The sequence below is a fragment of the Micromonospora haikouensis genome, assembly GCF_000876225.1.
GTDB classification, from domain to species: Bacteria; Actinomycetota; Actinomycetes; order Mycobacteriales; family Micromonosporaceae; genus Micromonospora; species Micromonospora haikouensis.
On record NZ_JXSX01000001.1, the window covers coordinates 656,477 to 679,186 of the forward strand.

A 22,710-nucleotide genomic window follows, 5' to 3' on the forward strand; every position below is an offset into this window, starting at 1 on the left:
CGGAAGACGGTGACCCTCATGTCCGAGCACCATCCCGCCCCGCCGCGCACGACGTCGCCCGTCGGCAACGACCACCGGCAGCGACCCGCCGTGCTCGGTGCGGCCGGCGACGGTTGGGTCGAGTTCGACCTGCCCGGCGTGGGGATCGGCACCGCCGAGTATCCCGACGGGCCGACCGGCGTCACCGTGCTCAGCATCCCCGGCGGCGCGCGTACGGCCGTGGACAGGCGGGGCGGGGCCGTCGGCGTCAGCGGCGGGTTCCCGTACCACCATGCGTTGTGCTTCGCCGGCGGGTCGAGCTTCGGTCTCGCCGCGGCCTCCGGCGTCTACGACGAACTGCTCCGCCGCGCCGGCTACGCGACCGACTTCGGCAGCCTGCCGGTGGTGTCCGGGGCCGTCGTCTACGACTTCACCCCCCGGGACAACGCCGTCTATCCGGACGCCCAGCTCGGCGCGGACGGGCTGCGCGCGGTACGCACCGACGGGGTGGCCGTGGGCAGGGTCGGCGCCGGGGTCGGCGCGACCGTCGGCAAGGTCGACAACGCCCGCGCCGAGTGGGGCGGGCAGGGTGCCGCCTTCGCCCGCATCGGCGCGGCCCGGCTGCTGGTGCTGACGGTGGTGAACGCGATGGGCGTGATCGTCGACCGGGAAGGCGGCATCGTGCGGGGCAACCTCGACCCGGCGACCGGCCGGCGTCGCCACCCGGCCGAGGACTACGCCGAGCTGCTCGCGGCAGCCACGCCGGACCCCGCGCCGGCCGGCGGCAACACCACCCTGACCGCCGTGGTCACCAACGTCCGGATGACCGACACCGAGCTCGCCCAGTTCGCCACCCAGGTGCACAGCTCCATGCACCGGGCGATCCAGCCCTTCCACACCATCGCCGACGGCGACACCCTGTTCGCCCTGACGACCGACGAGGTGACGGTGCCCTCCCCGTCGCTCCGGCTGGGCACGGTCGCCGCCGAACTGGCCTGGGACGCCGTCCTCGCCAGCGTCGACACCCCGCGGCGGGCACCCGCCGCAACGGCCGGGGTGGCGGCGGGATAGTTCGCGCCGGGTGGGGAACCTGGGGGCATGCGGATCAGCAGCGCCCCGGCGGTGGCGGCGTCGAGCGAGGAGACCGGCCCCGACGGGGTGCGCCGGCCCGGCGGCGAGGTGCACGCCTGGCTGCCCGGGCAGAACCAGACCCTGTGCGGGCTGCCCCTGAGCCGGACCAGGCTGCGCCGCTTCCCGCACGTCCGCTTCGACTACTCCTCGACCGACGTGCTCACCGAGGCCGACGCCGTGGGCCACGTCTGCCCGCGCTGCCTGGCCGCCACCGGCGGCAGCCGGGACCGCCGGCAGCGGCAGAGCTGGGTACGCACCTCCCCCCGCCCCTGACATCCCGCGGGCTCAGGCGTGGGAGAGCGCGAAGGCGGTCAGGAAGCCGGCGACCGTGATCAGGCCGACCAGCAGGTGGGCGTCCTCGAACGCCTCGGGGACCATGGTGTCGGTGATCATCGCGAGGATCGCGCCGGCCGCCAGGGCGGTGATCGAGGCCAGCACCTCCGGCGGCGCACCGCCCAACAGCGTGTAGCCAGCGAGCGCCGCGAGACCGCTGACCAGCGCGATCCCGGCCCACAGGGCGAAGACGTACCGGCTGCTCCGGCCAGCCCGGCGCATCCCGGCCGCGCTGGACAGGCCCTCCGGCACGTTGCTGAGGAAGACCGCGACGACCGTGACCAGGCTGACCGGGCCGCCGGTGAGCAGGCTCGCGCCGATCACCACCGACTCGGGGATCCCGTCGAGCAGCGCGCCCACCGCGATCGCCGACCCGGAACCGGGCGCCTCCTGCTCCGACGGCTGCGCCCCGGAGCGCTTGCGGTGCCGCGCGCCCCGCCGGGCCAGCAGGACGTTCGCCCCCGTGTACGCGAGCGCGCCGCCGGCCGCCCCGACCGCGGTGGGCAACAGCCCGCCCTGCTCGTGCGCCTCGGCGATCAGCTCGAAGGAGACGGCGGAGAGCAGCACCCCGGCCCCGAAGGCCATGATCGACGCGATGACCCGGCGCGGGACGGGCACGAACCAGCCCAGCGCCGCCCCGAGCAGCAGCGCCGACCCGGCCAGCAGCCCCCAACCACCCGCTTGCGACCACTCCGGCACCCGCAGGACGCTACCCGCGCCCCGGGATCGCGAAACAGGGTCAGAAGTCCGCGAAGAGGTATGGCAAACGGCGGGGGAAGAGGCGGCGCAGCTCGGCGGCGGCGTCCGCCGGCACCCGCCCCAGGCCACGGACGTCGACCTCCGCCGGGTCCAGCACCCCGTACGCCAGGGCGGAGAGCCCGGCCGCCGTGAGCGTCGCGGCCGGCACGGACCCGGTGGCGTCGCCGGACAGCTCCAGCCGGCCGGTCGCGCCGTCGAGCAGGTGGGTGCCGGCGAGCCACCGGTCCCCGGTCAGCTCCACCCGGACCCGGCCCGGCCCGGCCGGGAGACCGGCCAGCGCGTCGAGCGCGAGCAGCCGGGCCATCGGCGCGGACGAACCCGGCCGGGCGACCCGCGCCTCGACGTGCACGGCCAGGTCGGTCAGCCACAGCTCGGGCAGCTCGTCCGCCGCGATCCGCAGGCGGATCCGCTCCACCTGGTCGACGTGCCGGGCGAGGAACTGCAGGACCAGGGCCCGGGCGTACGGGTCGGCGACCAGCAGGTCGTCGCCGGCCAGCTCGCCGCCGTGGTCGTCGATCCGGTACGTCAGCACGCCGACCGTCTCGCCGTCGACGCGGGCGGTGAGCTGCCACCGGTCGTCGTCGTCGCGCTGCCGCACCGCCCGGGTCTCGGGGAAGATCGCGAACCCGTGCCGCTCGGCCAGGCAGCGCTCGGTGAAGGCGCGGTGGTCGGCGTACCCCGAGCCGCTGCGGCCCCAGGCCAGTTCGCCGGGCAGGTCCGCGCGCAGCAGCGCGGCCAGGTCGGCCGGGGCGAAGACGGCCGTACGCGCCCGGGGCAGGCCGACGTACCCGAAGCGCTCGTAGAACGAGGCGCGGAACGGGTACAGCGCGGTGAGCGGGTGCCCCTCGTCGCGCATCTCGTCGAGGAGCTGGCGCAGCAGGGCCCGGACGTGCCCGCGCCGCCGCGCCAGCGGGTGGGTGGCGACCCCGGCGACGCCGGCCATCGGCAGCACCGCCCCGCGCAGGTTCTGCCGCATCGGGATGGCCGACGCGGTGGCCAGCGTCTCGCCGCCCTCCTCGGCGACCAGGGTGCGGGTGGCCTCGTGGTAGGGCAGGTAGCTGCGGAACTCCTCGGCCCGCTCGGGCCGCATCGGGGACGCCTCGAAGGCGTACGCCTGGAGCGGGAAGGAGGTGGCCGGCCGCTCGGAGTTGGTCAACCGCCGGATGGTCATGAGAGCGCCGTGACGTCGGAGACGACGACGGTGACGTTGTCCGGCGCGCCGGCCTGGTGGGCGAGCTTCACGAGCTGCTCGCCGCACTGCTGACGGTCGCCGTACATGGCGAGGGCGGCGGCGATCGCCGCGTCGTCCACGTAGTCGGAGAGCCCGTCGCTGCACAGCAGCAGCCGGTCGCCGGCGAAGACGGTGAGCGTGCCGACCGCCGGGGGCGTGTCGGCGCCCTGCACGGCGCGGGTCACCAGCGACCGCTGCGGGTGGTGCCGCGCCTGGTCCGGGGAGAGGGCGCCCTGGTCGACGAGCGCCTGCACGAACGTGTCGTCGCGGGTGAGCTGGGTCAGCTCGTTGTCCCGCAGCAGATAACAGCGGGAGTCCCCGACCTGCGCGAGGACGAGGACGTCCCCGGCGAGCAGGCCGGCCGTCAGCGTCGTACCCATGCCCTCGCGCGCGGGGTCGACGGAGATGGCGGCCCGGATCCGCTGGTTGGCGGTGCTCACCACGGCCCGCAGCGCGTCGGCGGCCCCCTCGGTGGTGGTGGGCGGGTCCAACTCGTCGAGGATGCGGATGACGATCTCGCTCGCCACCTCACCAGCCGGCAGGCCACCCATCCCGTCGGCGACGGCGACGAGGCGGTCACCGGCGAGGGCGGAATCCTCGTTGTTGGTCCGCACGAGGCCGACGTCGTTGAGGATGGCCGAGCGGAGGATCAGCGTCATACGACAAGCTTGCCAAGAAGACCCGCCCGGCGTCTCTACGCACTCCGGGGTCGGCCCGAAAAGAATCTTGTGTCGGCGCGGGTGGCCGACCGGCCGGCGGCCCGAACGGTCGACCGGTCAGCGGCGGGGGTAGCGCAGCAGCAGGCTCGCCCACACCTCCTCGTCGCCGATCGCGGCGTAGCCGTGCGGCACGTCCGACGTCCAGCGCAGGTGGCCGCCGGGCCCGGCGGTCAGCGGGTCGTCCACCGGCCCGGCGCGGAGCTGCCCGGCGAAGACGGTGACGTGCTCGGTGACCCCCGGCTGGTGCGCGGGGGAGAGCTGGCCGACGCCGGGCGCGACCCGCATCCGGTACAGCTCGTACGTCGCCCCGGCCTCGGTGAACACCTCCAGCAGGGTCGCGCTCACCGCCGCCCCGCGCACCGTGGGGGTCGCCGCCGGCCCGGAGAGCGCCGCGGTCAGCGGCACCCCGAGCTGGGCGGTCACGGCGTAGAGCGTCTCCAGGGTGGGGTTGCGGGTGCCGTTCTCCAGGCCGGAGAGGGTGGCCTTGCCCACCCCGGCGAGCCGGGCCAGGGTGGACAGTGACAGGCCCCGCTCCTCGCGCAGGGCGCGCACCCGGGCACCGACCGTGCCGGCGTCCGTGGCTGCCTGCTCCCGGGCCGCTTGCGGGGTTGGTGTCGGCGACTCCATCCCGCTATCGTGCTACACGCCATCGTTCCGTAAACGGAACGGCGAAGGGGGAGACGTGGCCGGCCTGCTGCAACCCGTGCTCGCCGGGGTGGTGACCGCGCTCGTCGGCTTCGCCAGTTCGTTCACCGTCGTGCTCGCCGGGCTGCGCGCCGTCGGCGCCGACGAACGGCAGGCCGCCTCCGGGCTGCTCGCCGTCAGCGTCGCGTCCGGCCTCTGCGCGGTGTGGCTGGGGCTGCGGCACCGGCTGCCGATGGCCATCGCCTGGTCCACCCCCGGGGCGGCGCTGCTGGTGGCCACCGGCCCGGTCCCCGGCGGCTGGCCGGCCGCCGTCGGCGCGTTCGTCGTGTGCGGGGCGCTGATCGTCGCCGCCGGGCTGTTCCCGGCGCTCGGCCGGGCGGTGGCCGCGATCCCCGGCCCGATCGCCGCCGCGATGCTGGCCGGGGTGCTGCTGCCGCTGTGCACCGCGCCCGTCCGCGCCCTGGTCGAGGTGCCGAGGCTGGCCGCGCCGGTGGTCGTCACCTGGCTCGTCCTGCACCGCTTCGCCCGGCGCTGGGCGGTGCCCGCCGCGCTCGTCGCGGCGGCGGTCGCCATCGCGGTGACCACGCCGGGCGGCGTCGGCACGCACGGCCTGCGGCCGGTGCTCGTCCTCACCGCACCCGAGTGGACGGTGCCGGCGGTGATCGGGCTGGCGCTGCCGCTGTTCCTGGTCACCATGGCCGCGCAGAACGTCCCCGGGATGGCGGTGCTCACCGGGTACGGCTACCGTCCCCCGCTCGGCTCCGCGCTGCGGGTCACCGGCCTGGCCAGCGCCATCGGCGCGCCGGTCGGCGGGCACGCGGTCAACCTCGCCGCGATCACCGCCGCGCTGGCCGCCGGCCCCGACGCCCACCCGGACCCGGAGCGCCGCTGGGTCGCCTCGGTCACGGCGGGCGTCGGGCTGGCCCTGCTCGGCCTCGGCGCGGGCGTCGCCACCGCCCTCGTGCTGCTCTCCCCGCCGGTGCTCATCGAGGCCGTGGCGGGGCTCGCGCTGCTCGCCGCGCTGGCCGGCGCGGTGTCGGCGGCCGTCGCCGACCCGGCGACCCGGGAGGCGGCCGTGGTGACCCTCGTCGTCACGGCCTCCGGGGTGAGCCTGCTCGGCGTCGGGGGCGCGTTCTGGGGGCTGGTCGCCGGCTGGCTGATGCTGCTCCTCCTACGCCGCCGCCACGAGAGCGACCACGCTGAGCCCGGCGAGCCCGGCGAGCCCGGCGAGCCCGTCGAGCCCGCCCGGCCGGCCCAGCCGGTCGAGTCCGTGCAGCCGGTTCCGCCGGTCGAGCCCGTCGAGCCCGTCGAGCCGGCGTCGGCTGGGCGGGCGTCGGCTGGGCGGGCGGAGCGCTAGATCGACTCCATGTCGGCGACATGGCGGGAAAAACCGCCCCGGGATACCCCGATGTCGCCGACATGGAGTCGATCAAGGGGGCCGCGTCGATCAAGAGGGGCGGGGTCGACCAAGGGGCTCGCCTCGATCAAGGCCCGCGTCGATCGAGGCCCGCTGGCGTCACTCCTCGGCGGGCAGGCTCGTCGCGAGGACGTCGAGGCGTACCCGGCCGTCGGCGACGGCGGCGATCTGGTCGGCGAGCACGTAGACCGCGCCGGTCGGGGCCTGGTCGGTGGAGACCTTCAGGTAGCCGGTGCGCAGCAGGCGGGCGGCCAGGTCGGCAGGGACGTCCGGCTCCTCGGTCGCCGCGGATTCGATCAGCTCGTCCAGGCTGCCGCCCGGGTCGGCGGTCGGGGCGGCGGTCGGCGCCTGCACGGTCACCGCGTTCGGGTCGCCCCGCTGGACGAGGTCCACGGTGCCGACCTCTGCACCGGTCACGTCGAACACGGGCATCCCGGTGGTGACGCGGGAGATGGCCGCCTGCTGATCCGTCCCCTGCTGCTCCATCCCGAGGCGGTTCCCGCCCCGCCACCCGACTAAACGCCGCGCCGGTCAGGCCCGACCAGATGCCGCGCCGACCCCGAACATCGTCCGGGTCAGGCCCGACCGAACGCCGCGCCGAACCTCGAAACACCGTCCCGGTCAGGTGCGGGTGTCCGGGGTCGGCAGCCACGAGCCCGGCGGCCGGGGGGACAGCTCCCGCCACCCGTCCGCCCCGGCGAGCAGCGCGCGGACGGTCTCCTCGGCCTCCTCCGCGCTCGGGTACTCGTAGAACTGGGAGACCCCCTCCGCGCCCCCGGCGCGCTGCTCGACGTGCCACCGGTCGCCGTCCACCCGGAGGAAGACGTCCCGCCGCGCGAGCCGCCCCCACTTGCCGTTCCACCAGTGCTTCCGCTGCTCCATGGCGGGACTCTATCGAACATGTGTACGACAAGGCCCGGCCCCCACGGGAATCCCGTGAGGGCCGGTGTGTGTCGGTGTGCGTCAGCGCGCGGCCGGGGGCTCCGGGCTGCGGCCGAGCACGTCGTCCAAGGCGCCCCGCTGCTGGCCCGGGGTGGTGTGGCCGGTGGCCACCAGCGCGTCCCGGATCTCGGTGAGCAGCTTGACCTCCTCGCTGGGGGCGGCCGGCGGCGGCTCCTCGCCGCGCTTGCGCCGCTCGGCCAGCCTGTTCATCGGGAAGACGACCAGGAAGTAGAGCGCCGCCGCGGTGAGCAGGAAGGTGATCACCGCGTTGACGAAGGCGATCCAGTCGAAGGCGATGCCCCGGAACGTCGGGGCCGTGCCGGAGAGGCCCTTGTCGCTGCCGGTGATCAGCAGCACGAAGACGCGGATCAGCGGTTCCAGGAACGACTTGGTGAGCTGGGTGACCACGCCCGTGAACGCCGCGCCGATGACGACGCCGACCGCGAGGTCGACGACGTTGCCGCGCATGATGAAGTCCTTGAAGCCCTTGAGCATCCGTTACTCCCGTGGTGTCCGGTTCGGTTTCCCGGGCAACCTATTCCCCCGGGGAGGGCTCCAGGAAAGCACCAGCTTCCCGGGCCGCCAAGGCCGGGTCACCGGCCCTGATCGCGTCCACCAGCCGGGCGTGGTCGACGTACCGCTCGGGCTCCAGCGCGTCGCCCGTCGCCTGGCTGATCGTGCTGCGCAGCGCAGCGCCGACCGACGCGTACAGCTCGGCGAGCATGCCGTTGTGGGCGGCGGCCACCACCGCCGTGTGCAGGGCTGCGTCGGCCTCGACGAACTCGTCGACCCGGCCCGCGCGCCAGGCGGCCTCCCGGGCGGCGAGCGCGCCGTCGAGGGCGGCCAGATCCGCCGGGGTACGCCGCAGCGCGGCCAGCCGCGCCGCCTCCACCTCGAAGGCGCGGCGCACCTCGACGACCTCGGTCATCCGGTCGTCGGTGAGTCGGCGGGCCACCACGGGGGCCAGCTCGTCGGTCGACACCACGTACGTCCCGGAGCCCTGCCGGCATTCCAGCACCCCGGCGTGCACGAGGGCGCGGACGGCCTCCCGGACGGTGTTGCGCCCCACCCCGAGGGCGGCGACGAGCTGCGGCTCGGTGGGGATGCGGCCGCCCACCGGCCACTCGCCGCCGAGGATGCGGGCCCGGAGCTGCTCGATCGTCTGCCGGACGCGCTGGCCCCGGGGCGGCGGGGGCGGGGACCCGGGCGGGGGTGCGGGCGGGGGTGCGGAGTCGGGCCGGGGGGCGGACCCGGGCGGGGGCGCGGAATCAACCGACGGTGGCACTGGTTACATCACCTGCCCAGGATTCATCCCATGATTGTAGGTTGAAGGCCATGACCCCGCCACCGACCGCCGTCGCGGAACCGACCACCGGGACCGCCCGATCCCGCCCGACCGTCGACGTGGCGCGCGCCCCGGCCCCCGCACCCACCCTCGTCGAGAAGACCGAGGCCAAGAAGACCGGGACCGAGAGGACCGGGACCGAGAAGGTCGAGGCCAAGAAGACCGGGCAGCCCGTGACCGGCGGGCTGCTGGTCCTGGTCGGGATGCTGCTGGTCGCCCTCAACCTGCGCGCCGCCGTGACCAGCCTCGGCGCGCTGCTCGGCGAGGTCCGCACCGGCCTCGGGCTCTCCGGGGCGATGGCCGGGCTCGTCACCACCCTGCCGACGATCGCCTTCGCCGGGCTCGGCGCGCTCACCCCCTGGCTGGTCCGGCGGTACGCCCCGGCCCGGGTGCTCGTGGTCGCCATGTCGGCCCTCGCCGTCGGGCAGGTGCTGCGCGTGGTCACCGACTCCGCGCTGGTCTTCGTGGCCACCAGCGCGCTCGCGCTGGCCGGCATCGCGGTGGCGAACATCCTGCTGCCGATGCTGGTGAAGCAGCACTTCCCGCACCGCACCGGCCTGGTCACCGGGGCGTACACGATGGCGTTGACGACGGGCACGACGGTGGCCGCCGCGTCGGCGGTGCCGGTGGCGCACGCCTTCGGGTCCTGGCGGGCCGGGCTCGGGGTCTGGGCCGGGCTGGCCGCGCTGGCCGTACTCCCGTGGGTGCCGCTGGCGCTGCGGGCCCGCGCCGCGCGGCGGGCCGCCACCGGCGCGGTGGCCGTCGCCGCCCCGGTCCGGGTGCGGCCGGCGCGGACGCGGCTCGGCTGGGCGATGGCGGTCTACTTCGGCGCGCAGTCGCTGAGCGGGTACGCGATCATGGGCTGGCTGGCCCAGCTCTTCCGCGACGCCGGCTTCCGTCCGGAGACGGCCGGGCTGCTGCTGGCCGGGGTGACCGCGCTCGGCGTGCCGGTGGCGCTGCTGATGCCGACGCTCGCCGGCCGGCTGCGGACGCTGCGGCCGCTGGTGTTCGGGCTGACCGCCTTCTCGGCCGCGTCCTACCTGGGGCTGGCGCTCGCGCCGCACGACGGCGCGCTGCTCTGGGTGGCCCTGCTCGCCCTCGGCCAGGGCGCGTTCCCGCTGATCCTCACCACCATCGGGCTGCGCGCCCGCACGGCGGAGGGGACGGTGGCGCTGTCGGCGTTCGCGCAGAGCACCGGGTACGTGATCGCGGCGCTCGGGCCGCTGCTGGTCGGCGTCCTCTACGAGGCGACCGGCGGGTGGACCGCGCCGATCGGGTTCCTGCTCGTCGCCCTCGCCGTGCAGACGGGCGCGGGCCTGGTCATCGCCCGCCCCCGCTTCGTCGAGGACGAGCGCTGAGCGGGACGGTCAGGAGGAGGCCGGCGTGGGGTCGCCCGCGACGGCCTGCTCCACCGTCGGGTAGGTGTGCAGCACCTCGACGAGCCCGCTGACCTCCAGGATGCGCAGCACCCCGCGCTGCGGGGCGGCCAGCCGGACCACGCCCCCGGCCTCGTCGCAGCTGTTCTTGGCGCGTACGAACACCGACAGCCCGGTCGAGTCGCAGAACGAGACCTCCGCCAGGTCGAACACGAGGCGGCTGCGGCCCTTGTCCAGCAGGTCCGTGATCTGGTCCTGGAGCTGCGGAGCCGTCGCCATGTCCAGCTCGCCCGCGACCGACACGACGACCACGTCGCCGCGCTGTTCCGTCTGCACCGTCAAGGACATTCGCCGACCTCCTGCTGGTATCGGTGGAACCGTATCCCACGAGGGCGGTTCGGCGCAGAGCCGGGAGCGCCGGGGTGCCGGTCGTCATGTCGTTGCCGTGGGACAACTAGTTTCCGACTACCCGGTGGTAGAGTCCGGCCGACCCAGGTCATAGGGAGGATGCCGTGGCGTTGAGCGCGGAGGAAAGCGGTCGCCTGACCGGTCTGCTCGACGAGCACGCCGAGCGGATCACCCAGCGCTGGACGGAGCTGGTGGGCGCCTCGCTGCGCGGCCGGCTCAGCCAGGCGGAGCTGCGTCGCCAGGTGCAGGAGCTGCACCGGGCCGTCATCGAGGCCGCCCGCGGCGGCGGTTTCGACCTGGAGTCCGAGTCGGCCGGCGAGCTGCGCGCCGTGCTGGCCGAGCTGTCCCGGGGCCGGGCCCGGCAGGGCTTCACCGCCACCGAGACGGCGATCAGCGTGTACGCGCTCAAGGACGTCCTGCTGGAGCTGCTGGAGGCCGACGCCACCGACACGGCGCTGCGCGACTACGTGGCCTTCTCCTCCCTGGTCGACCAGATGGGGCTGTTCACCTTCGAGAGCTTCGTGCGCACCCGGGAGAGCCTGATCGCCGACCAGGCCGAGCAGCTGCTCGAACTCTCCACCCCGGTCGTCAAGATCTGGGAGGGCGTGGTCGCCGTCCCGCTGGTCGGCACGCTCGACTCGGCCCGCGCCCAGGTGGTGATGGAGCGGCTGCTGCAGACCCTCGTCGACACCGGCTCGCCGTACGCGATCATCGACATCACCGGCGTTCCGGCGGTCGACACCCAGGTCGCCCAGCACATCCTCAAGACCGTGGTGGCCGCCCGGCTGATGGGTGCCGACTGCATCATCTCCGGCATCCGGCCGCAGATCGCCCAGACCATCGTCGCCCTCGGCATCGAGTTCGGCGACATCGCCACCAAGGCCAGCCTCGCCGACGCGCTGCGACACGTGCTGCGGCTGACGGGCGTGGAGACGGCGCGCCGCCAGCCGCGTCGGGAGTCCTGATGGAGCGGGTGCCGGTCCTGAAGATCGGCGACATCCTGCTCGTCTCGATCCAGGTCGACATGTCCGACCAGACGGCGGTGCAGCTACAGGAGGACCTGGCCGAGCGGATCGTCGCCACCGGCTGCCACGGCGTGATCATCGACATCACGGCGCTGGACATCGTCGACTCGTTCGTCGGCCGGATGCTCTCCACCATCGCCTCCATCTCCAAGGTGCTCGACGCCGAGACGGTGGTGGTCGGGATGCGTCCCGCCGTCGCCATCACCCTGGTCGAGCTGGGCCTGTCGCTCAACGGCATCCGCACCGCCCTCAACGTGGAACGGGGCATGGAGCTGATCGCGGCGACCCACGACGACGACTACGGCTACGACGACATCGACGAGCCCGGCGACCAGTCCACGGACACGAGGTGACCGCGGGCGTCGACCTGGGCGACCCGCAGGCCCAGGCGATCCGCAGCGACGAGGACGTGGTGCGGGTCCGCCAGTTGGTGCGTACGGTGGCGGTGGCCGTCCGGCTCTCCCTGGTCGACCAGACGAAGCTGGTCACCGCCGCCAGCGAGCTGGCCCGCAACACCCTGGTCTACGGCGGGGGCGGCAGCGCCGAGGTGTCCGTGGTGGACAACGGCCGGCGGCGCGGGGTGCGCATCGTCTTCGCCGACGACGGCCCCGGCATCGCCGACCTGGACCTGGCCCTCACCGACGGCTACACCACCGGCGGCGGCCTCGGGCTCGGCCTCAGCGGTGCCCGCCGCCTGGTCGACGAGTTCGACATCGACACCGGCCCGGGGCGGGGCACCCGCATCACGGTCACCAAGTGGTCCCGATGACCCTGGACGCCGTGTCCGACCACGGCATCTGGTTCCGGGTGGAGAGCGGCAGCGCGGCCAGTTCGGTCCGGCGGGCCGCCGAGCGGCTGGGCGGGCAGCTCGGCATCGGCGACGCCCGCACCGCCGACCTGGCCATCGTCGCCGCCGAGCTGACCAGCAACCTGGTCAAGCACGCCGACGACGGGGTGCTGCTGCTGCGCCCCGTGCGCGTCGGCGACCGGGCGGGCGTGGAACTCGTCGCCATCGACTCCGGGCCCGGCATGGCCGACCTCACGGTCTCCTCCCGCGACGGCCACTCCACCGCCGGCACGCTCGGCATCGGCCTCGGCGCCATCATGCGCCAGGCGGACTGGTTCGACGGCTACTCCCTCCCCGGCCGGGGCACCGTGCTCGCCGTGCAGATCTGGCCGAAGGGCCCCGCCCCGGCGCAGTCCTGGGCCGGGGCGCTGACCCGGCCGCTGACCGGCGAGGCGGTCAGCGGCGACGGGTACGCCGTCCGCGTCGCCGAGGGGCGGCACCAGGTGCTGGTCTGCGACGGTCTCGGGCACGGGCCGCTGGCCGCGTCCGCGACCGACGCGGCGCTCGCCGCGTTCCGGTCCGCTCCGGCCGCCCCGCCGGCCGCCGTGGTGCAGCACCTGCATCGCGCGATGACGCACACCCGGGGGGCCGCGCTGGCCGTCGCCGAGCTGGACGGGCAGGCCCACCTGCTCCGGTACGCGGGGCTGGGCAACATCGCGGCGACCGTGCTCGCCGAGGGCGAGCGGCGGCGCGGGCTCGTCTCCCTGCCCGGCATCGCCGGCCATCAACGACCCGTCGTCCGCGAGTACGAGTACCCCTTCCCCGCCGGAGCGTCGCTGGTGATGCACAGTGACGGGGTGGCGGACCGCTGGCAGCTCGACGACTACCCCGGCCTGGCCGGGCGCGCCCCGCTGGTGCTGGCCGCGACCGTGCTGCGCGACGCCGGGGTGCGACGGGACGACGCGTGCGTACTCGCCGCGAGGGCGCCCTGGTGACGGGCCCGGCCGGCGGCCCGTCGCTGCTCCAGATGGCGCTGCGGGTCGAGCACGACATCTTCCTCATCCGGCAGCGGGGCCGGGAGGTCGCCGAGGCGGTCGGGCTGGAACATCAGGACCAGGTGCGGCTTGCCACCGCACTCAGCGAGGTGGCCCGGGACCTGCTGCGGATCTGCGGCGGTGCCGACGTCACCTTCGCCGCCGTGGTCGAGGCGCAGGGCCCGGTCCGCCTGCGCGTCGACCTGGCCCCGGTGCGCCCGCTCCCCAGCGGCCGGTACGAGCCGCAGTCCGGCGCGGTGGCACGCCTCGTGGACATGCTGGGCGTGGTGGGCCGGGAGGGCGATACGGTCGTGAGGATGTCCCGACGTGTCCCGGCCAACGCGCAGGCGCTGACCCCGGAGCGCCTCGCCGAGCTGCGCGCCGAGCTCGGCAGCTCTGCTCCGGCCAGCGCCGTGGACGAGCTGGCCCTCCAGAACGAGCAGCTCATCGCCGCCCTGGACGAGGTACGCAGCCAGCGCGACGAGCTGGCCGTGCTCAACGAGGAGCTCCAGGAGACCAACCGGGGCGTGATGGCGCTCTACAACCAGCTCACCGAGGAGCTGGAGGAGACCAACCGGGGCGTGGTGGCCCTCTACGCCGAGCTGGACGAGAAGTCGGCCCAGCTGCGTACCGCCAGCGAGTCCAAGAGCCGGTTCCTGGCCAACGTCAGCCACGAGCTGCGCGCCCCGGTGACCGCGATCATCGGGCTGAGCCGGCTGCTGGCCGACTCCGCGTCCGACCCGCTCACCGCCGAGCAGGCCCGCCAGGTGGGGCTGATCCGGGACTCCGCCACCGACCTGCTCGGCCTGGTCAACGACCTGCTCGATCTCGCCAAGGCGGAGTCCGGGCGGCTGGAGCCGAACTGGACCGAGGTCGACCTGCGGGCCATCTTCGGCCAACTGCGCGGCACCCTGCGGGCGCTGTCCACCAAGCCGGACGTCGAGCTGGTGGTGGAGGACCCGCCGCCGCCCGGCACGGTCCGTTCCGACGAGGTGCTGCTCGCCCAGGTGCTGCGCAACCTGCTGCACAACGGGCTCAAGTTCACCGAGCGGGGCCAGGTCCGGCTGCGCGCCGAGATCCGCGACGGGCGGTGGCGGCTGTCCGTCTCCGACACCGGGGCGGGCATCGCCCCGGAGCTGCACGAGCGGATCTTCGAGGAGTTCTACCAGGTGCCGGGGAGCACCCGCATCGGCGGCACCGGCCTCGGCCTGCCGTACGCCCGGCGGGTGACGCACCTGCTCGGCGGCGCACTGGAGCTGGCCAGCGAGCCGGGGCGGGGCAGCACCTTCACCGTCGTCCTGCCGGTGGGCGGAGCGTGACGGTGGACGGTGGTCAGGGGACCGTGCTGGTCGTCGACGACAGCCGCACCAAGCGCTACCTCCTGGTGAGCTGGCTGAGCCGGGCCGGCTTCGCGACGCTGGAGGCGGAGAGCGGCGGCGAGGCCCTGGCCCGGGTCGGGGTGGACCCGATCGACCTGGTGGTGCTCGACGTCCGGCTGCCCGACCTGACCGGGTTCGAGGTCTGCGAGCAGATCAAGAAGGCCCACCCGGCGATGCCGGTGATCCACGTGTCGGCGCACGCCGTCGACGTCAACGACCGGGCCCAGGGCCTGACCCGGGGCGCGGACGCCTACCTGGCCGAGCCCATCGAGCCCGACGAGCTGGTCGCCACCACCCACGCGGTGCTGCGCTACTACCGGGCGCGGCAGCGCGCCGAGCAGCTCGCCGACCGGCTCAGCCGGCTCGCCGAGACCACCCTCGCCGTCAACTCCGCGCCGACCTTCCCCCGGCTGATGGTCGCCGCGGCGGCCGGGGCGGCCGAGATGCTCGGCACCCCCGTCGTCGTGCTCGCCGAGACCATGGACGGCACCACGCTCGCCGCCGCCACCACCGGCCCCGGCGCGGAGCCCGTCGTGCGCCCGTGGCCCATGCCGACCGACGACGTGTCGATCGGGGCGATCCTGCGGGAGCAGGTGGACCCGGCCGAGTGGGCGGTGCACGACTGGGCCGGCGAGCCGGAACTGGTCGTCGCGGTCGCCCGGCTGCGCCCCGACCGGTCCCCGATCTACGTGGCGGTGCCGCCCCGGGCCCTGGTCCCGGGCGCCCCCGTGGTGCGCCAGCTCGCCCAGGCCCTCGCGGCGGCCGTGGAGGCGCAGCGGACCCTCGACGAGGAACACCGGATCGCGGTGACCCTGCAACGCAGCCTGCTGCCGCGCCGGCTGCCCGAGGTGGCCGGGCTAGACCTCGCCGTCCGGTACGAGCCGGCCAGCGCGCAGACCGAGGTCGGCGGGGACTTCTACGAGCTGGTGATGCTCGGCGACGAGCTGTTGGTGGCCATCGGCGACGTGGCCGGCCACTCGCTGCACGCGGCGACGGTGATGGCCGAGCTGCGGCACGCGGTGCGGGCGTACGCGGTCGAGGGGCACCCGCCCGGCGTGATCCTGACCCGGGTCGACGAGCTGATGCGGACGCTGCTCCCCGGCGAGCTGGCCACCATCTGCGTGCTGCAACTGCACCCCGGCACCGGTCACGTCCGACTGGCCAGCGCCGGCCACCTGCCGGCGCTGATCAGCCGCGACGGCCGGGTGGAGTACGTCCAGCACTCCGCGCCGCTGCTCGGCGTGCGTGTGGACCGCCCCGCCGACCTGGAGTTCGTGCTGCCGGCCGGGTCGACGCTGGTGCTCTACACCGACGGGCTGATCGAGCGGCGGGACGCCACCATCGACGAAGGGCTGGCCGCCCTGGCCCGCTGCGCCGAGACGGTGGACGACGACCTGGACGGCTTCTGCCAGCGGCTGGTGGTCGAGCTGGCCCCCACGGAGATCCAGGACGACGTGGCGGTGGTGGCGGTCCGCCGCCGGTGAGGTGCAAGGAAGGGCACCTTGTTAAACGCTTTCTGTTGTACAGGGGCCCCTTCCTAACACCCGTCGCCCGCCTCCAGTATCAGCCCGGCGAGGTGGACGGCGAGCGTGACGGGCGCGTCGGCGTACTCGTGCAGGAGCCGGCGGCGGGCCGGCGAGCAGGGCCACGGCCCGCCGCAGACCCGGCAGAGCCAGATCGGCCGGGCCGGCAGATGCTCCCGGGCCGGCGGGCGTTCGCGAGCCTGCGTCGCGTGTTCGCGGGCCGGGTCCCGGGGTCGTTCATCCACTGTGGCTGTCCCTTCTCGACTGGTGCGGGGGCGTGCCGCCGTGCCCGGCACGCCCCCGCGCGGTCCCGTCCGGGCCGGGGAATCTCGGGGGAAGACACCCGAACGGGCCCGCTGGGGTCACATTCTGCTGATGCTGCGGTTACTGTGTGAATGGTCGCGGCCCGGACCGTCCGGGCGTCCGGGCCGCGATCCTGCACGTGGTGCCGTTCGCGGTGGGGGCGTATGCCGGGCTGGAGGGCCCGTTCGTCATCGCCACGCCGCCCGTCGGCGAGGATATGGTCTATGTGGAGACTCAGCTCGGCGGGCACGTCGTCGATCGCCCGGCCGACGTGCGCCGGGCGATCGACGTGTGGGAGTCGATCCGGGGCGAGGCGCTGCCCCACCAGCGGTCGATCGAGCTGATCGCGGAGATCACGGAGGCGGGACCATGGACCTGAGCGCTGCGCGGTGGCGCACCAGCAGCCGCAGCAACAGCACGGGCGGCAACTGCGTCGAGGTGGCGGGCAACCTGCCCGGCGTGGTGGTCGTGCGCGACTCGAAGGACCGCACCGGCCCGGTGCTGGCGTTCGCCCCGGCGGCGTGGGGGGCCTTCCTCACCCGGCTCGCCCCGGCCGACTGACCCGCTGCACCCCCCCGCTGGCTGATCCGCTTCACCCCGGTCGGCTGAGCGAGGCTCCCGCCGGTCGGTTGAGCGACCGGGCGTACGCGGCCGGGGTGAGCCCCGTCGCGGCGGCGAACTCGCGGATCAGGTGGGCCTGGTCGGCGTACCCGAGGTCGGCGGCGACGGCCGCCCAGTCCACCGGCCCGCCGCTGGCGGCGTGCTCGATCGCCTCCTGGATGCGGTACCGCCGGATCACCCACTTCGGGCCGACGCCGACGTGGTCGAGGAACAGCCGTTGCAGGCGTCGGGTGGTGGTGCCGTGCCGGCGGGCCAGGTCGTCGACCCGCAGCACGCTGCGGTCGGCGCGGATCTCCCCGGCCAGCGTCATCACCTCCGCCGAGAGCGGGTCGACCGACGGCAGGCCGGTCGCCGGTGAGCCGGCCATCGGCGGACTGGCCGCCGACAGGCCGTTCGCCGTAGCGTCAGCCGCCGACGGGGTCGCCGTCGGCGAGGCGGGGCGGGGGTGCCAGGCGAGCAGGAGGGCGTCGAGGGCGGCGGCGCGCTCGTCGTCCGTACCGTCGCAGGGGTGCCGGCCCGCGACGAGCCCGGCGGGCAGCGGGCGGCGCTCGCCGGTCAGCTCGGCGACCGGCCCCGGCCAGAACGGGCGGAACCCGCCGGGGCGGAACTGCACGCCGCTGACCCGGCCGGTGCCGGCGAGGGTGATCCGGAACAGCTCCCGCCCGACGCCGGCCACCTCGGCGGACTCGGAAACGGCAGCGTCCGCCACGTCGCGGCGGAAGACCAGGTTGACCGCCGGGTGCGGCAGCACGCGCTGCTCGAACGGCTCGTCGAGGCACCAGTCGACCAGCCAGTAGTGCTCGACGTACGGGAGCAGGGCCGGGGCCGGCGGCAGGCGGCGGAAGCGGACCTCGCGCCGCAGCCGTGCGGGGTCGAGGATGCCCCGGTTGTCGGCGCGCGGGCCGCTGTCGCATTTCTTCAAGCTTGTCCTCCCGGGCTGCCTACGCTGCCCCTATGACCACGAAGACTAGTGAACTGCTGGCGGATGCCGCGCCGCGTGCCGTGGCGGTGGTCCGGGCGATCTCCGGCGACCAGTTCGACCTGCCGACCCCGTGCGCGGACTACACCGTGCGGGACCTGCTCGGGCATCTCTTCCAGGTGGTGGTCAACTTCCAGGCGCTGGCCGCCCGGCAGCCGGCGGACTGGGCGGACAAGACCGACCGCCTCACCGACGGCTGGCGGGACCGGTTCGCCGCCGAGACGGAGCGGCTGGTGGCGGCGTGGGCCGACCCGGCCGCGCTGGAGGGCGTGTCGCCGGGGATGGGCCTGCCGCAGGAGACCGTCGGCGACATGGCGCTGATCGACCTGACCGTGCACGCGTGGGACCTGGCGCGGGCCACCGGCCAGCCGTACGACGCCGCGCCGGCCGTGATCGCCACGCTGAACGGGTTCATGGACCGGATGGGCGAGATGGGCCAGCAGCAGGGCGCCTTCGCCGCCCCGGTCACCGCCCCGCCGAACGCCACCGACCTGGAGCGCGGCGTCGCCCGGATGGGCCGAAACCCCAACTGGTCGCCGAGCTGACCGGAGAGCCAATGTCTTGTACGTGAAGTTCGGGAGGTGTCATGCGTACCGTCCCCTACTCGGAAGTCCGGCAGAACCTGGCCAAGATGCTCGACCACGTCGTGAACGACGCCGAGGAAGTGGTGGTCACCCGCTCCGGCCGTGAGGCCGCCGTCATCATCTCGCTGCGTGAGTACGAGTCGCTGAAGGAGACGGCGTACCTGATGGCCAGCCCTGCCAACGCGCGCCGGCTCAACGAGGCCGTCGAAGAGTTGCGCAACGGGGGCGGGGAGATGCGCGATCTGATCGACCCCGATGCCAGCCCAGGCGAGGCGTCGACAGCGTGAAGGTCCAGTTCGCCAGCCGGGGCTGGGAGGACAGGGCATCGGCAAACCTGAGCAACTCCGTGGCAACTGGGCGGGATTCTGGTCGAGGCGCATCGATCAGGAGCACCGCCTGGTCTGCCGCATCGTCGGCTTGACGGTCCTATTCGCTCAGTGAATAGTCTATCCGGTGTCCACTCCGCACGTGCTGCTCGGCCTGCTCGCCGAGGGCGACAAGCACGGGTACGAGCTGAAGCGCGCCCACGACCGGCGGCTGCCCCGGGCGCGTCCGCTGGCGTTCGGGCAGGTCTACGCCACGCTCGGCCGGCTTGAGCGGGACGGGCTCGTGGCCGCCGCCGGCCAGGACCGCGACGCCGGCCCCGACCGCACCGCCTACGCGCTCACCCCCGCCGGGCGCGACGCCCTGGCCGCCTGGCTCGCCGAGGTCGAGCCGCCCATGCCGTACGTGGCCAGCACGCTCTTCGCCAAGGTGGTGGTGGCACTCCTGGTCGCCGACACCGGCCACGTCCGGTCGTACCTCGTCGCGCAGCGCCGGGCGCACACCGACCGGCTGCGCGAGCTGACCGCCGTCAAGACGGACCCGTCGGCCAGCCTCGACGACGTCGTCGCGGCCGACTACGCCATCGCCCACCTCGACGCCGACCTGAGGTGGCTGCACACCACCCTGGAGCGGGTCGCCGACTGGCACCGGGAGGTGCACTCGTGACGGAACTTCAGGCTCGCGGCGTGGTGAAGGCGTACGGGCCCACACCCGCGCTGCGCGGGATCACCCTCGACGTCGCCGAGGGGGAGATCGTCGCGGTGACCGGCCCGAGCGGCTGCGGCAAGTCCACCCTGCTGCACTGCCTGGCCGGCATCCTGCGCCCGGACGCCGGCCAGGTCCTCTGGCGGGGCGAGCGGATCGACATCTGGTCCGAGGCGGCCCGGTCGAAGCTGCGGCGCACCGAGTTCGGGGTGCTGTTCCAGTTCGGCCAGCTCGTGCCCGAGCTGACCGTGGCGGAGAACGTCGCCCTTCCGCTCCTGCTCGCCGGCACGGGGCGGCGAGCAGGGCGGACGGTGGCGACGGCCTGGCTGGACCGGCTGGGCGTGGCGGACCTGGCCGACGCCCGGCCGGGCGAGCTGTCCGGCGGGCAGCAGCAGCGCTGCGCGCTGGCTCGCGCACTGGTCACCGAACCCCGGGTGATCTTCGCCGACGAGCCGACCGGCGCGCTCGACACGCTGGCCGGCGAGCAGGTGCTCACCCAGCTGGTCCGGCTGGCCCGCGAGCAGCGTACGTCGGTCGTGCTGGTCACCCACGAGCCGCGCATCGCCGGGTACGCCGACCGCGAGGTGATCCTCCGCGACGGCGAGGTGGACGGGGCCGGCCTGGGGCTCGACCTGCCGGCGGCGGTCGGGCCCGGTCTGGGGCTGCTCGCCGCCGGGGTACCGGCGGGCGAGGCACCGGCTGGCGGAGCGCCCGCGGGTGGGGCGCGGTGAGGCCCGGCACCCTGGGCCGGCTGGCCCTCGCCGGCACCCGCACCGACACCGTCCGGGTGGTGCTGACCGCGCTCAGCGCCGCCCTGGCCACCCTCGCCGGGCTGGCCGCGCTGACCGTGCTGGCCATCCCGACGCCGCCGGCCACCGACGACAACGGGGTCCGTTGGTCCCAGCAGTATTCGGAGGCGCTGCTGCGCGAGCCGGGGCTGCGCGGCGGCACGGCCTTCGCGTTGCTGCTGCTCGCCCTGCCGGTGCTGGCGCTGGCCGGGCAGTGCGCCCGCCTCGGCGCGCCGGCCCGCGACCGCCGGTTGGCCGCCCTCCGGCTGGCCGGCGCGACCCCCGGCCAGGTGACCCGGCTCGCGGCGCTGGAGACCGGGGTGGCCAGCCTGCTCGGCACCGTGGTCGGCCTGGTCGTCTTCCTGGGCGCCCACGAGCTGCTCGACCGGCCCGACGCGGACGGCCGGCTCGCGTTGCCCACGGACGTGCTGCCGTCGCCCGTCGCGCTGGCGGCGACGGTGCTCGGGCTGCCCGCCGTCGCGGCGGCGGCCACCGCGCTGCTGCTGCGCCGGGTCGTCACCACCCCGTTCGGCGTGGTCCGGCGCGCCCGACGGGACCGCCCGCCCCGCCCCTGGTTCGCGCTGCTCGTCCCGGCCGGCGTCGGGGCGTTCGCCGGCTACGGCCCGCTGCTGCGCTGGCTGGAGCGCCACGAGGTGCAGGCACCGCTGCCGTACCTGCCGATCCTGGTCACCGCCGGAGGGCTCGCCGCCTTGGTCGGAACGGTGCTCGCGGCGGGCTGGTTCTCGTACGCCGCCGGCCGGCTGCTGCACCGTCTCGCCCGGGGGCCGGCCGCGCTGCTGGCCGCCCGCCGGCTCACCGCCGACCCGTGGGCCGGCAGCCGCACCTTCGCCGCGCTGCTGGCCGCCGTGCTGTTCGGCGGGGGCGCGGCGGCCCACCGGGCCTACTTCCAGGCCCGGTACGACGCCGAGCTGGCCGAGGCACGCTCGTTCGGCGACCTGACCTCGGCAGGGGACACGTTCTACCTGGACACGATCGGGCTGGTGGACCTCGCCGTGGCGGTCGCCGTCACGATCGCCGCCGGTGGGCTGCTGGTCGCGCTGGTGGAGGGGATCGTGGCCCGCCGCCGGGCGTACGCGGCGCTGGTCGCCCAGGGCGTGCCCCGGGGCGTGCTGGGGCGCTCGGTCGCCTGGCAGGCGCTCGCCCCGACGGTGCCGGCGGTGCTGCTCGCCCTGACCGTGGGGCTGTTGCTCGGCCGGTTCCTCGCGGGCCCGGTGTCCACCTCCACGGTCGACGGGGCGAAACGGTTCGTCATGCCCGGCGTACCCCTGGAGCAGCTGGCCCTGGTCGGGGCCGGCGCGGTCGCCGCGGTGGCCCTCACGGTCGCGGTCGGGCTGCTCTTCCTGCGGGCCAGCACCACCGTCGAGGAGCTGCGGGCGACCTGAGGCAGGATGGCCCCGTGGACCTCGTGACGCTCGACGACATCCGGGCCGCCGCCGCCGACATCGCGCCGACCGTCCTGCGCACGCCGCTGCTGGCCGCGCCGTGGGACGACGGGCTGTGGCTGAAGCCGGAGAGCCTGCAGCCGGTCGGGTCGTTCAAGCTGCGCGGGGCCACCCACGCGGTCGCCCGGCTCGACCCCGGCGCGCGGGCCCGGGGGGTGGTCACCCACTCGTCCGGCAACCACGGCCAGGCCCTCGCGTACGCGGCGCGGGCCGCCGGCGTGCCGTGCACGGTGGTGGTGCCCGACGGCGCGCCGGAGGTGAAGGTCGCCCGGATGCGGGCGTTCGGGGCGCAGGTGCTGCTCGTCCCGCCGGCCCGGCGGCTGGCGGAGGCCCAGCGGATCGTCGCCGAGACGGGGGCGACCCTGGTGCCGCCGTTCGACGACCGGCGGATCATCGCCGGCCAGGGCACCGTCGGGGCGGAGATCGTCGCCGACCTGCCCGACATCGACGTGGTGCTGGTGCCCGTCGGCGGCGGCGGCCTCGCCTCCGGGGTCGCCACGGCGGTCAGGGCGCTGCGCCCGTCGGCCGCCGTGTACGGCGTCGAACCGCTGCTCGCCGCCGACGCGCGGGACTCGCTCGCCGCCGGGCGGGTGGTCACCTGGGACGTGGAGCTGACCTACCGCACCTGCGCGGACGGGCTGCGCACCAACCTGTCGGAGCTGACGCTGGCCCACCTGCGGGACCGCCTCGACGGCATCGTCACGGTGACCGAGGAGGAGATCCGGGCCGCCGCCGGTCGCCTGATCCGCGAGGCCCGACTGGTCGTCGAGCCCAGCGGCGCGGTGGCCACGGCCGCCCGGCTGTTCCGCGCGGACGAGCTGCCGCCGGGGCGTACGGTCGCGGTGGTGACCGGCGGCAACGCCGACCCGCAGGTCCTCGCCGACCTGGCCACCACCGCCTGAGCCGCTCC

The 22,710-nt window shown here is 75.1% G+C and carries 30 protein-coding genes; 19 read left to right on the forward strand and 11 right to left on the reverse strand.

What is annotated here, in order from left to right; translation table 11 throughout:
* The first annotated feature begins 18 nt into the window (after positions 1–18).
* Together TK50_RS02940 and TK50_RS02945 are read left to right on the forward strand one after the other, a co-directional pair.
* Complete coding sequence (locus TK50_RS02940; RefSeq protein WP_052503589.1) at positions 19–1,050, forward strand: P1 family peptidase; 1,032 nt, start codon at positions 19–21, stop codon at positions 1,048–1,050.
* A 27-nt stretch (positions 1,051–1,077) separates the two neighbouring features.
* Positions 1,078–1,383, forward strand: a complete 306-nt coding sequence (locus TK50_RS02945) for a hypothetical protein (RefSeq protein ID WP_043961282.1) — start codon at positions 1,078–1,080, stop codon at positions 1,381–1,383.
* 12 nt (positions 1,384–1,395) lie between these two features.
* On the opposite strand, the gene TK50_RS02950 is transcribed toward TK50_RS02945, so the two are convergent.
* The 4 genes from TK50_RS02950 to TK50_RS02965 form a co-directional block, all read right to left on the reverse strand.
* Positions 1,396–2,142: a ZIP family metal transporter gene (locus TK50_RS02950; protein ID WP_043961283.1), complete on the reverse strand. Its 747-nt coding sequence runs from the start codon at positions 2,140–2,142 to the stop codon at positions 1,396–1,398.
* Positions 2,143–2,182: 40 nt separating this feature from the next.
* Entirely contained in the window at positions 2,183–3,373 is a 1,191-nt protein-coding gene (locus TK50_RS02955; protein ID WP_043961284.1) for a GNAT family N-acetyltransferase, read from the reverse strand.
* The gene (locus TK50_RS02960) at positions 3,370–4,092 is read right to left on the reverse strand and encodes a PP2C family protein-serine/threonine phosphatase (RefSeq protein WP_043961285.1); all 723 of its coding nucleotides are present in this window, start codon (positions 4,090–4,092) and stop codon (positions 3,370–3,372) included. Before TK50_RS02960 ends, TK50_RS02955 begins: the two co-directional genes overlap by 4 nt.
* 117 nt (positions 4,093–4,209) lie before the next feature.
* Entirely contained in the window at positions 4,210–4,779 is a 570-nt protein-coding gene (locus TK50_RS02965) for a helix-turn-helix domain-containing protein (protein ID WP_229405614.1), read from the reverse strand.
* Positions 4,780–4,834: 55 nt separating this feature from the next.
* Here TK50_RS02965 and TK50_RS02970 point away from each other — a divergent pair, with 55 nt between their 5' ends.
* On the forward strand, positions 4,835–6,154 hold the full coding sequence (locus tag TK50_RS02970) for a benzoate/H(+) symporter BenE family transporter (protein ID WP_043961286.1): 1,320 nt from the start codon (positions 4,835–4,837) through the stop codon (positions 6,152–6,154).
* 159 nt (positions 6,155–6,313) lie between these two features.
* Here TK50_RS02970 and TK50_RS02975 read toward each other — a convergent pair whose 3' ends face one another.
* The 4 genes from TK50_RS02975 to TK50_RS02990 form a co-directional block, all read right to left on the reverse strand.
* The gene (locus TK50_RS02975) at positions 6,314–6,700 is read right to left on the reverse strand and encodes a hypothetical protein (protein WP_043961287.1); all 387 of its coding nucleotides are present in this window, start codon (positions 6,698–6,700) and stop codon (positions 6,314–6,316) included.
* A gap of 135 nt (positions 6,701–6,835) precedes the next feature.
* A complete protein-coding gene (locus tag TK50_RS02980) occupies positions 6,836–7,096 on the reverse strand; it encodes a hypothetical protein (protein ID WP_043961288.1) in 261 nt (86 codons plus the stop codon).
* 81 nt (positions 7,097–7,177) lie between these two features.
* A complete protein-coding gene (gene mscL, locus TK50_RS02985; protein WP_043961289.1) occupies positions 7,178–7,651 on the reverse strand; it encodes a large conductance mechanosensitive channel protein MscL in 474 nt (157 codons plus the stop codon).
* A 40-nt stretch (positions 7,652–7,691) separates the two neighbouring features.
* Positions 7,692–8,315, reverse strand: a complete 624-nt coding sequence (locus TK50_RS02990; protein WP_043963729.1) for a FadR/GntR family transcriptional regulator — start codon at positions 8,313–8,315, stop codon at positions 7,692–7,694.
* A gap of 389 nt (positions 8,316–8,704) precedes the next feature.
* On the opposite strand from TK50_RS02990, the gene TK50_RS02995 reads away from it, so the two are divergent.
* On the forward strand, positions 8,705–9,859 hold the full coding sequence (locus tag TK50_RS02995) for an MFS transporter (RefSeq protein WP_043963730.1): 1,155 nt from the start codon (positions 8,705–8,707) through the stop codon (positions 9,857–9,859).
* Between the two features lie 9 nt (positions 9,860–9,868).
* On the opposite strand, the gene TK50_RS03000 is transcribed toward TK50_RS02995, so the two are convergent.
* Entirely contained in the window at positions 9,869–10,225 is a 357-nt protein-coding gene (locus tag TK50_RS03000; RefSeq protein WP_043961290.1) for an STAS domain-containing protein, read from the reverse strand.
* A 164-nt stretch (positions 10,226–10,389) separates the two neighbouring features.
* On the opposite strand from TK50_RS03000, the gene TK50_RS03005 reads away from it, so the two are divergent.
* The 6 genes from TK50_RS03005 to TK50_RS03030 are packed head-to-tail and all read left to right on the forward strand — an operon-like array spanning position 10,390 to position 15,994.
* Positions 10,390–11,250: an STAS domain-containing protein gene (locus tag TK50_RS03005; protein ID WP_043961291.1), complete on the forward strand. Its 861-nt coding sequence runs from the start codon at positions 10,390–10,392 to the stop codon at positions 11,248–11,250.
* Positions 11,250–11,663, forward strand: coding sequence for an STAS domain-containing protein (locus TK50_RS03010; RefSeq protein WP_043961292.1), 414 nt, complete (start codon positions 11,250–11,252; stop codon positions 11,661–11,663). Before TK50_RS03005 ends, TK50_RS03010 begins: the two co-directional genes overlap by 1 nt.
* Positions 11,660–12,079 carry an ATP-binding protein gene (locus tag TK50_RS03015; protein WP_043961293.1) on the forward strand — a complete coding sequence of 140 codons (420 nt, stop codon included), beginning with the start codon at positions 11,660–11,662 and terminating at the stop codon, positions 12,077–12,079. The genes TK50_RS03010 and TK50_RS03015 overlap by 4 nt, the downstream gene beginning before the upstream one ends.
* Positions 12,076–13,092 carry an ATP-binding SpoIIE family protein phosphatase gene (locus tag TK50_RS03020; protein ID WP_043963731.1) on the forward strand — a complete coding sequence of 339 codons (1,017 nt, stop codon included), beginning with the start codon at positions 12,076–12,078 and terminating at the stop codon, positions 13,090–13,092. The genes TK50_RS03015 and TK50_RS03020 overlap by 4 nt, the downstream gene beginning before the upstream one ends.
* Before the next feature lie 32 nt (positions 13,093–13,124).
* Positions 13,125–14,450 carry a sensor histidine kinase gene (locus TK50_RS03025; RefSeq protein WP_043963732.1) on the forward strand — a complete coding sequence of 442 codons (1,326 nt, stop codon included), beginning with the start codon at positions 13,125–13,127 and terminating at the stop codon, positions 14,448–14,450.
* A 2-nt stretch (positions 14,451–14,452) separates the two neighbouring features.
* Positions 14,453–15,994: a SpoIIE family protein phosphatase gene (locus TK50_RS03030; RefSeq protein ID WP_043961294.1), complete on the forward strand. Its 1,542-nt coding sequence runs from the start codon at positions 14,453–14,455 to the stop codon at positions 15,992–15,994.
* Between the two features lie 53 nt (positions 15,995–16,047).
* Here the strand turns inward: TK50_RS03030 and TK50_RS03035 are convergent, their stop codons facing one another.
* On the reverse strand, positions 16,048–16,278 hold the full coding sequence (locus TK50_RS03035) for a hypothetical protein (RefSeq protein ID WP_043961295.1): 231 nt from the start codon (positions 16,276–16,278) through the stop codon (positions 16,048–16,050).
* Positions 16,279–16,424: 146 nt separating this feature from the next.
* Here TK50_RS03035 and TK50_RS03040 point away from each other — a divergent pair, with 146 nt between their 5' ends.
* Together TK50_RS03040 and TK50_RS03045 are read left to right on the forward strand one after the other, a co-directional pair.
* On the forward strand, positions 16,425–16,715 hold the full coding sequence (locus TK50_RS03040) for a Scr1 family TA system antitoxin-like transcriptional regulator (protein WP_199485963.1): 291 nt from the start codon (positions 16,425–16,427) through the stop codon (positions 16,713–16,715).
* Complete coding sequence (locus TK50_RS03045; RefSeq protein WP_043961296.1) at positions 16,706–16,897, forward strand: DUF397 domain-containing protein; 192 nt, start codon at positions 16,706–16,708, stop codon at positions 16,895–16,897. Before TK50_RS03040 ends, TK50_RS03045 begins: the two co-directional genes overlap by 10 nt.
* A gap of 31 nt (positions 16,898–16,928) precedes the next feature.
* Here TK50_RS03045 and TK50_RS03050 read toward each other — a convergent pair whose 3' ends face one another.
* Complete coding sequence (locus TK50_RS03050) at positions 16,929–17,879, reverse strand: helix-turn-helix domain-containing protein (RefSeq protein WP_043961297.1); 951 nt, start codon at positions 17,877–17,879, stop codon at positions 16,929–16,931.
* A 32-nt stretch (positions 17,880–17,911) separates the two neighbouring features.
* Between TK50_RS03050 and TK50_RS03055 the strand changes: the two genes are divergently transcribed.
* The 7 genes from TK50_RS03055 to TK50_RS03080 are packed head-to-tail and all read left to right on the forward strand — an operon-like array spanning position 17,912 to position 22,702.
* The gene (locus TK50_RS03055) at positions 17,912–18,481 is read left to right on the forward strand and encodes a TIGR03086 family metal-binding protein (protein ID WP_043961298.1); all 570 of its coding nucleotides are present in this window, start codon (positions 17,912–17,914) and stop codon (positions 18,479–18,481) included.
* Positions 18,482–18,522: 41 nt separating this feature from the next.
* Positions 18,523–18,807, forward strand: a complete 285-nt coding sequence (locus TK50_RS03060; protein WP_043961302.1) for a type II toxin-antitoxin system Phd/YefM family antitoxin — start codon at positions 18,523–18,525, stop codon at positions 18,805–18,807.
* Positions 18,776–18,961 carry a type II toxin-antitoxin system YoeB family toxin gene (locus TK50_RS35580; RefSeq protein WP_082106141.1) on the forward strand — a complete coding sequence of 62 codons (186 nt, stop codon included), beginning with the start codon at positions 18,776–18,778 and terminating at the stop codon, positions 18,959–18,961. Before TK50_RS03060 ends, TK50_RS35580 begins: the two co-directional genes overlap by 32 nt.
* Before the next feature lie 12 nt (positions 18,962–18,973).
* The gene (locus TK50_RS03065) at positions 18,974–19,510 is read left to right on the forward strand and encodes a PadR family transcriptional regulator (protein WP_043961304.1); all 537 of its coding nucleotides are present in this window, start codon (positions 18,974–18,976) and stop codon (positions 19,508–19,510) included.
* Positions 19,507–20,280 (forward strand): ABC transporter ATP-binding protein, encoded by a 774-nt coding sequence (locus TK50_RS03070; protein WP_082106142.1) that lies wholly within the window; start codon positions 19,507–19,509, stop codon positions 20,278–20,280. Before TK50_RS03065 ends, TK50_RS03070 begins: the two co-directional genes overlap by 4 nt.
* The gene (locus TK50_RS03075) at positions 20,277–21,740 is read left to right on the forward strand and encodes an FtsX-like permease family protein (protein WP_043961306.1); all 1,464 of its coding nucleotides are present in this window, start codon (positions 20,277–20,279) and stop codon (positions 21,738–21,740) included. The genes TK50_RS03070 and TK50_RS03075 overlap by 4 nt, the downstream gene beginning before the upstream one ends.
* Before the next feature lie 14 nt (positions 21,741–21,754).
* The gene (locus TK50_RS03080; RefSeq protein ID WP_043961308.1) at positions 21,755–22,702 is read left to right on the forward strand and encodes a threonine ammonia-lyase; all 948 of its coding nucleotides are present in this window, start codon (positions 21,755–21,757) and stop codon (positions 22,700–22,702) included.
* The last annotated feature ends 8 nt before the right edge of the window (positions 22,703–22,710 follow it).

Coding starts and splice junctions, on each gene's coding strand:
- TK50_RS02940 (WP_052503589.1), top strand. CDS start 19: ATGTCCGAGCACCATCCCGCCCCGCCGCGCACGACGTCGCCCGTCGGC.
- TK50_RS02945 (WP_043961282.1), top strand. CDS start 1,078: ATGCGGATCAGCAGCGCCCCGGCGGTGGCGGCGTCGAGCGAGGAGACC.
- TK50_RS02955 (WP_043961284.1), bottom strand. CDS start 3,373: ATGACCATCCGGCGGTTGACCAACTCCGAGCGGCCGGCCACCTCCTTC.
- TK50_RS02960 (WP_043961285.1), bottom strand. CDS start 4,092: ATGACGCTGATCCTCCGCTCGGCCATCCTCAACGACGTCGGCCTCGTG.
- TK50_RS02965 (WP_229405614.1), bottom strand. CDS start 4,779: ATGGAGTCGCCGACACCAACCCCGCAAGCGGCCCGGGAGCAGGCAGCC.
- TK50_RS02975 (WP_043961287.1), bottom strand. CDS start 6,700: ATGGAGCAGCAGGGGACGGATCAGCAGGCGGCCATCTCCCGCGTCACC.
- TK50_RS02980 (WP_043961288.1), bottom strand. CDS start 7,096: ATGGAGCAGCGGAAGCACTGGTGGAACGGCAAGTGGGGGCGGCTCGCG.
- mscL (WP_043961289.1), bottom strand. CDS start 7,651: ATGCTCAAGGGCTTCAAGGACTTCATCATGCGCGGCAACGTCGTCGAC.
- TK50_RS02995 (WP_043963730.1), top strand. CDS start 8,705: ATGCTGCTGGTCGCCCTCAACCTGCGCGCCGCCGTGACCAGCCTCGGC.
- TK50_RS03000 (WP_043961290.1), bottom strand. CDS start 10,225: ATGTCCTTGACGGTGCAGACGGAACAGCGCGGCGACGTGGTCGTCGTG.
- TK50_RS03010 (WP_043961292.1), top strand. CDS start 11,250: ATGGAGCGGGTGCCGGTCCTGAAGATCGGCGACATCCTGCTCGTCTCG.
- TK50_RS03020 (WP_043963731.1), top strand. CDS start 12,076: ATGACCCTGGACGCCGTGTCCGACCACGGCATCTGGTTCCGGGTGGAG.
- TK50_RS03025 (WP_043963732.1), top strand. CDS start 13,125: ATGGCGCTGCGGGTCGAGCACGACATCTTCCTCATCCGGCAGCGGGGC.
- TK50_RS03045 (WP_043961296.1), top strand. CDS start 16,706: ATGGACCTGAGCGCTGCGCGGTGGCGCACCAGCAGCCGCAGCAACAGC.
- TK50_RS03055 (WP_043961298.1), top strand. CDS start 17,912: ATGACCACGAAGACTAGTGAACTGCTGGCGGATGCCGCGCCGCGTGCC.
- TK50_RS03060 (WP_043961302.1), top strand. CDS start 18,523: ATGCGTACCGTCCCCTACTCGGAAGTCCGGCAGAACCTGGCCAAGATG.
- TK50_RS35580 (WP_082106141.1), top strand. CDS start 18,776: ATGCCAGCCCAGGCGAGGCGTCGACAGCGTGAAGGTCCAGTTCGCCAG.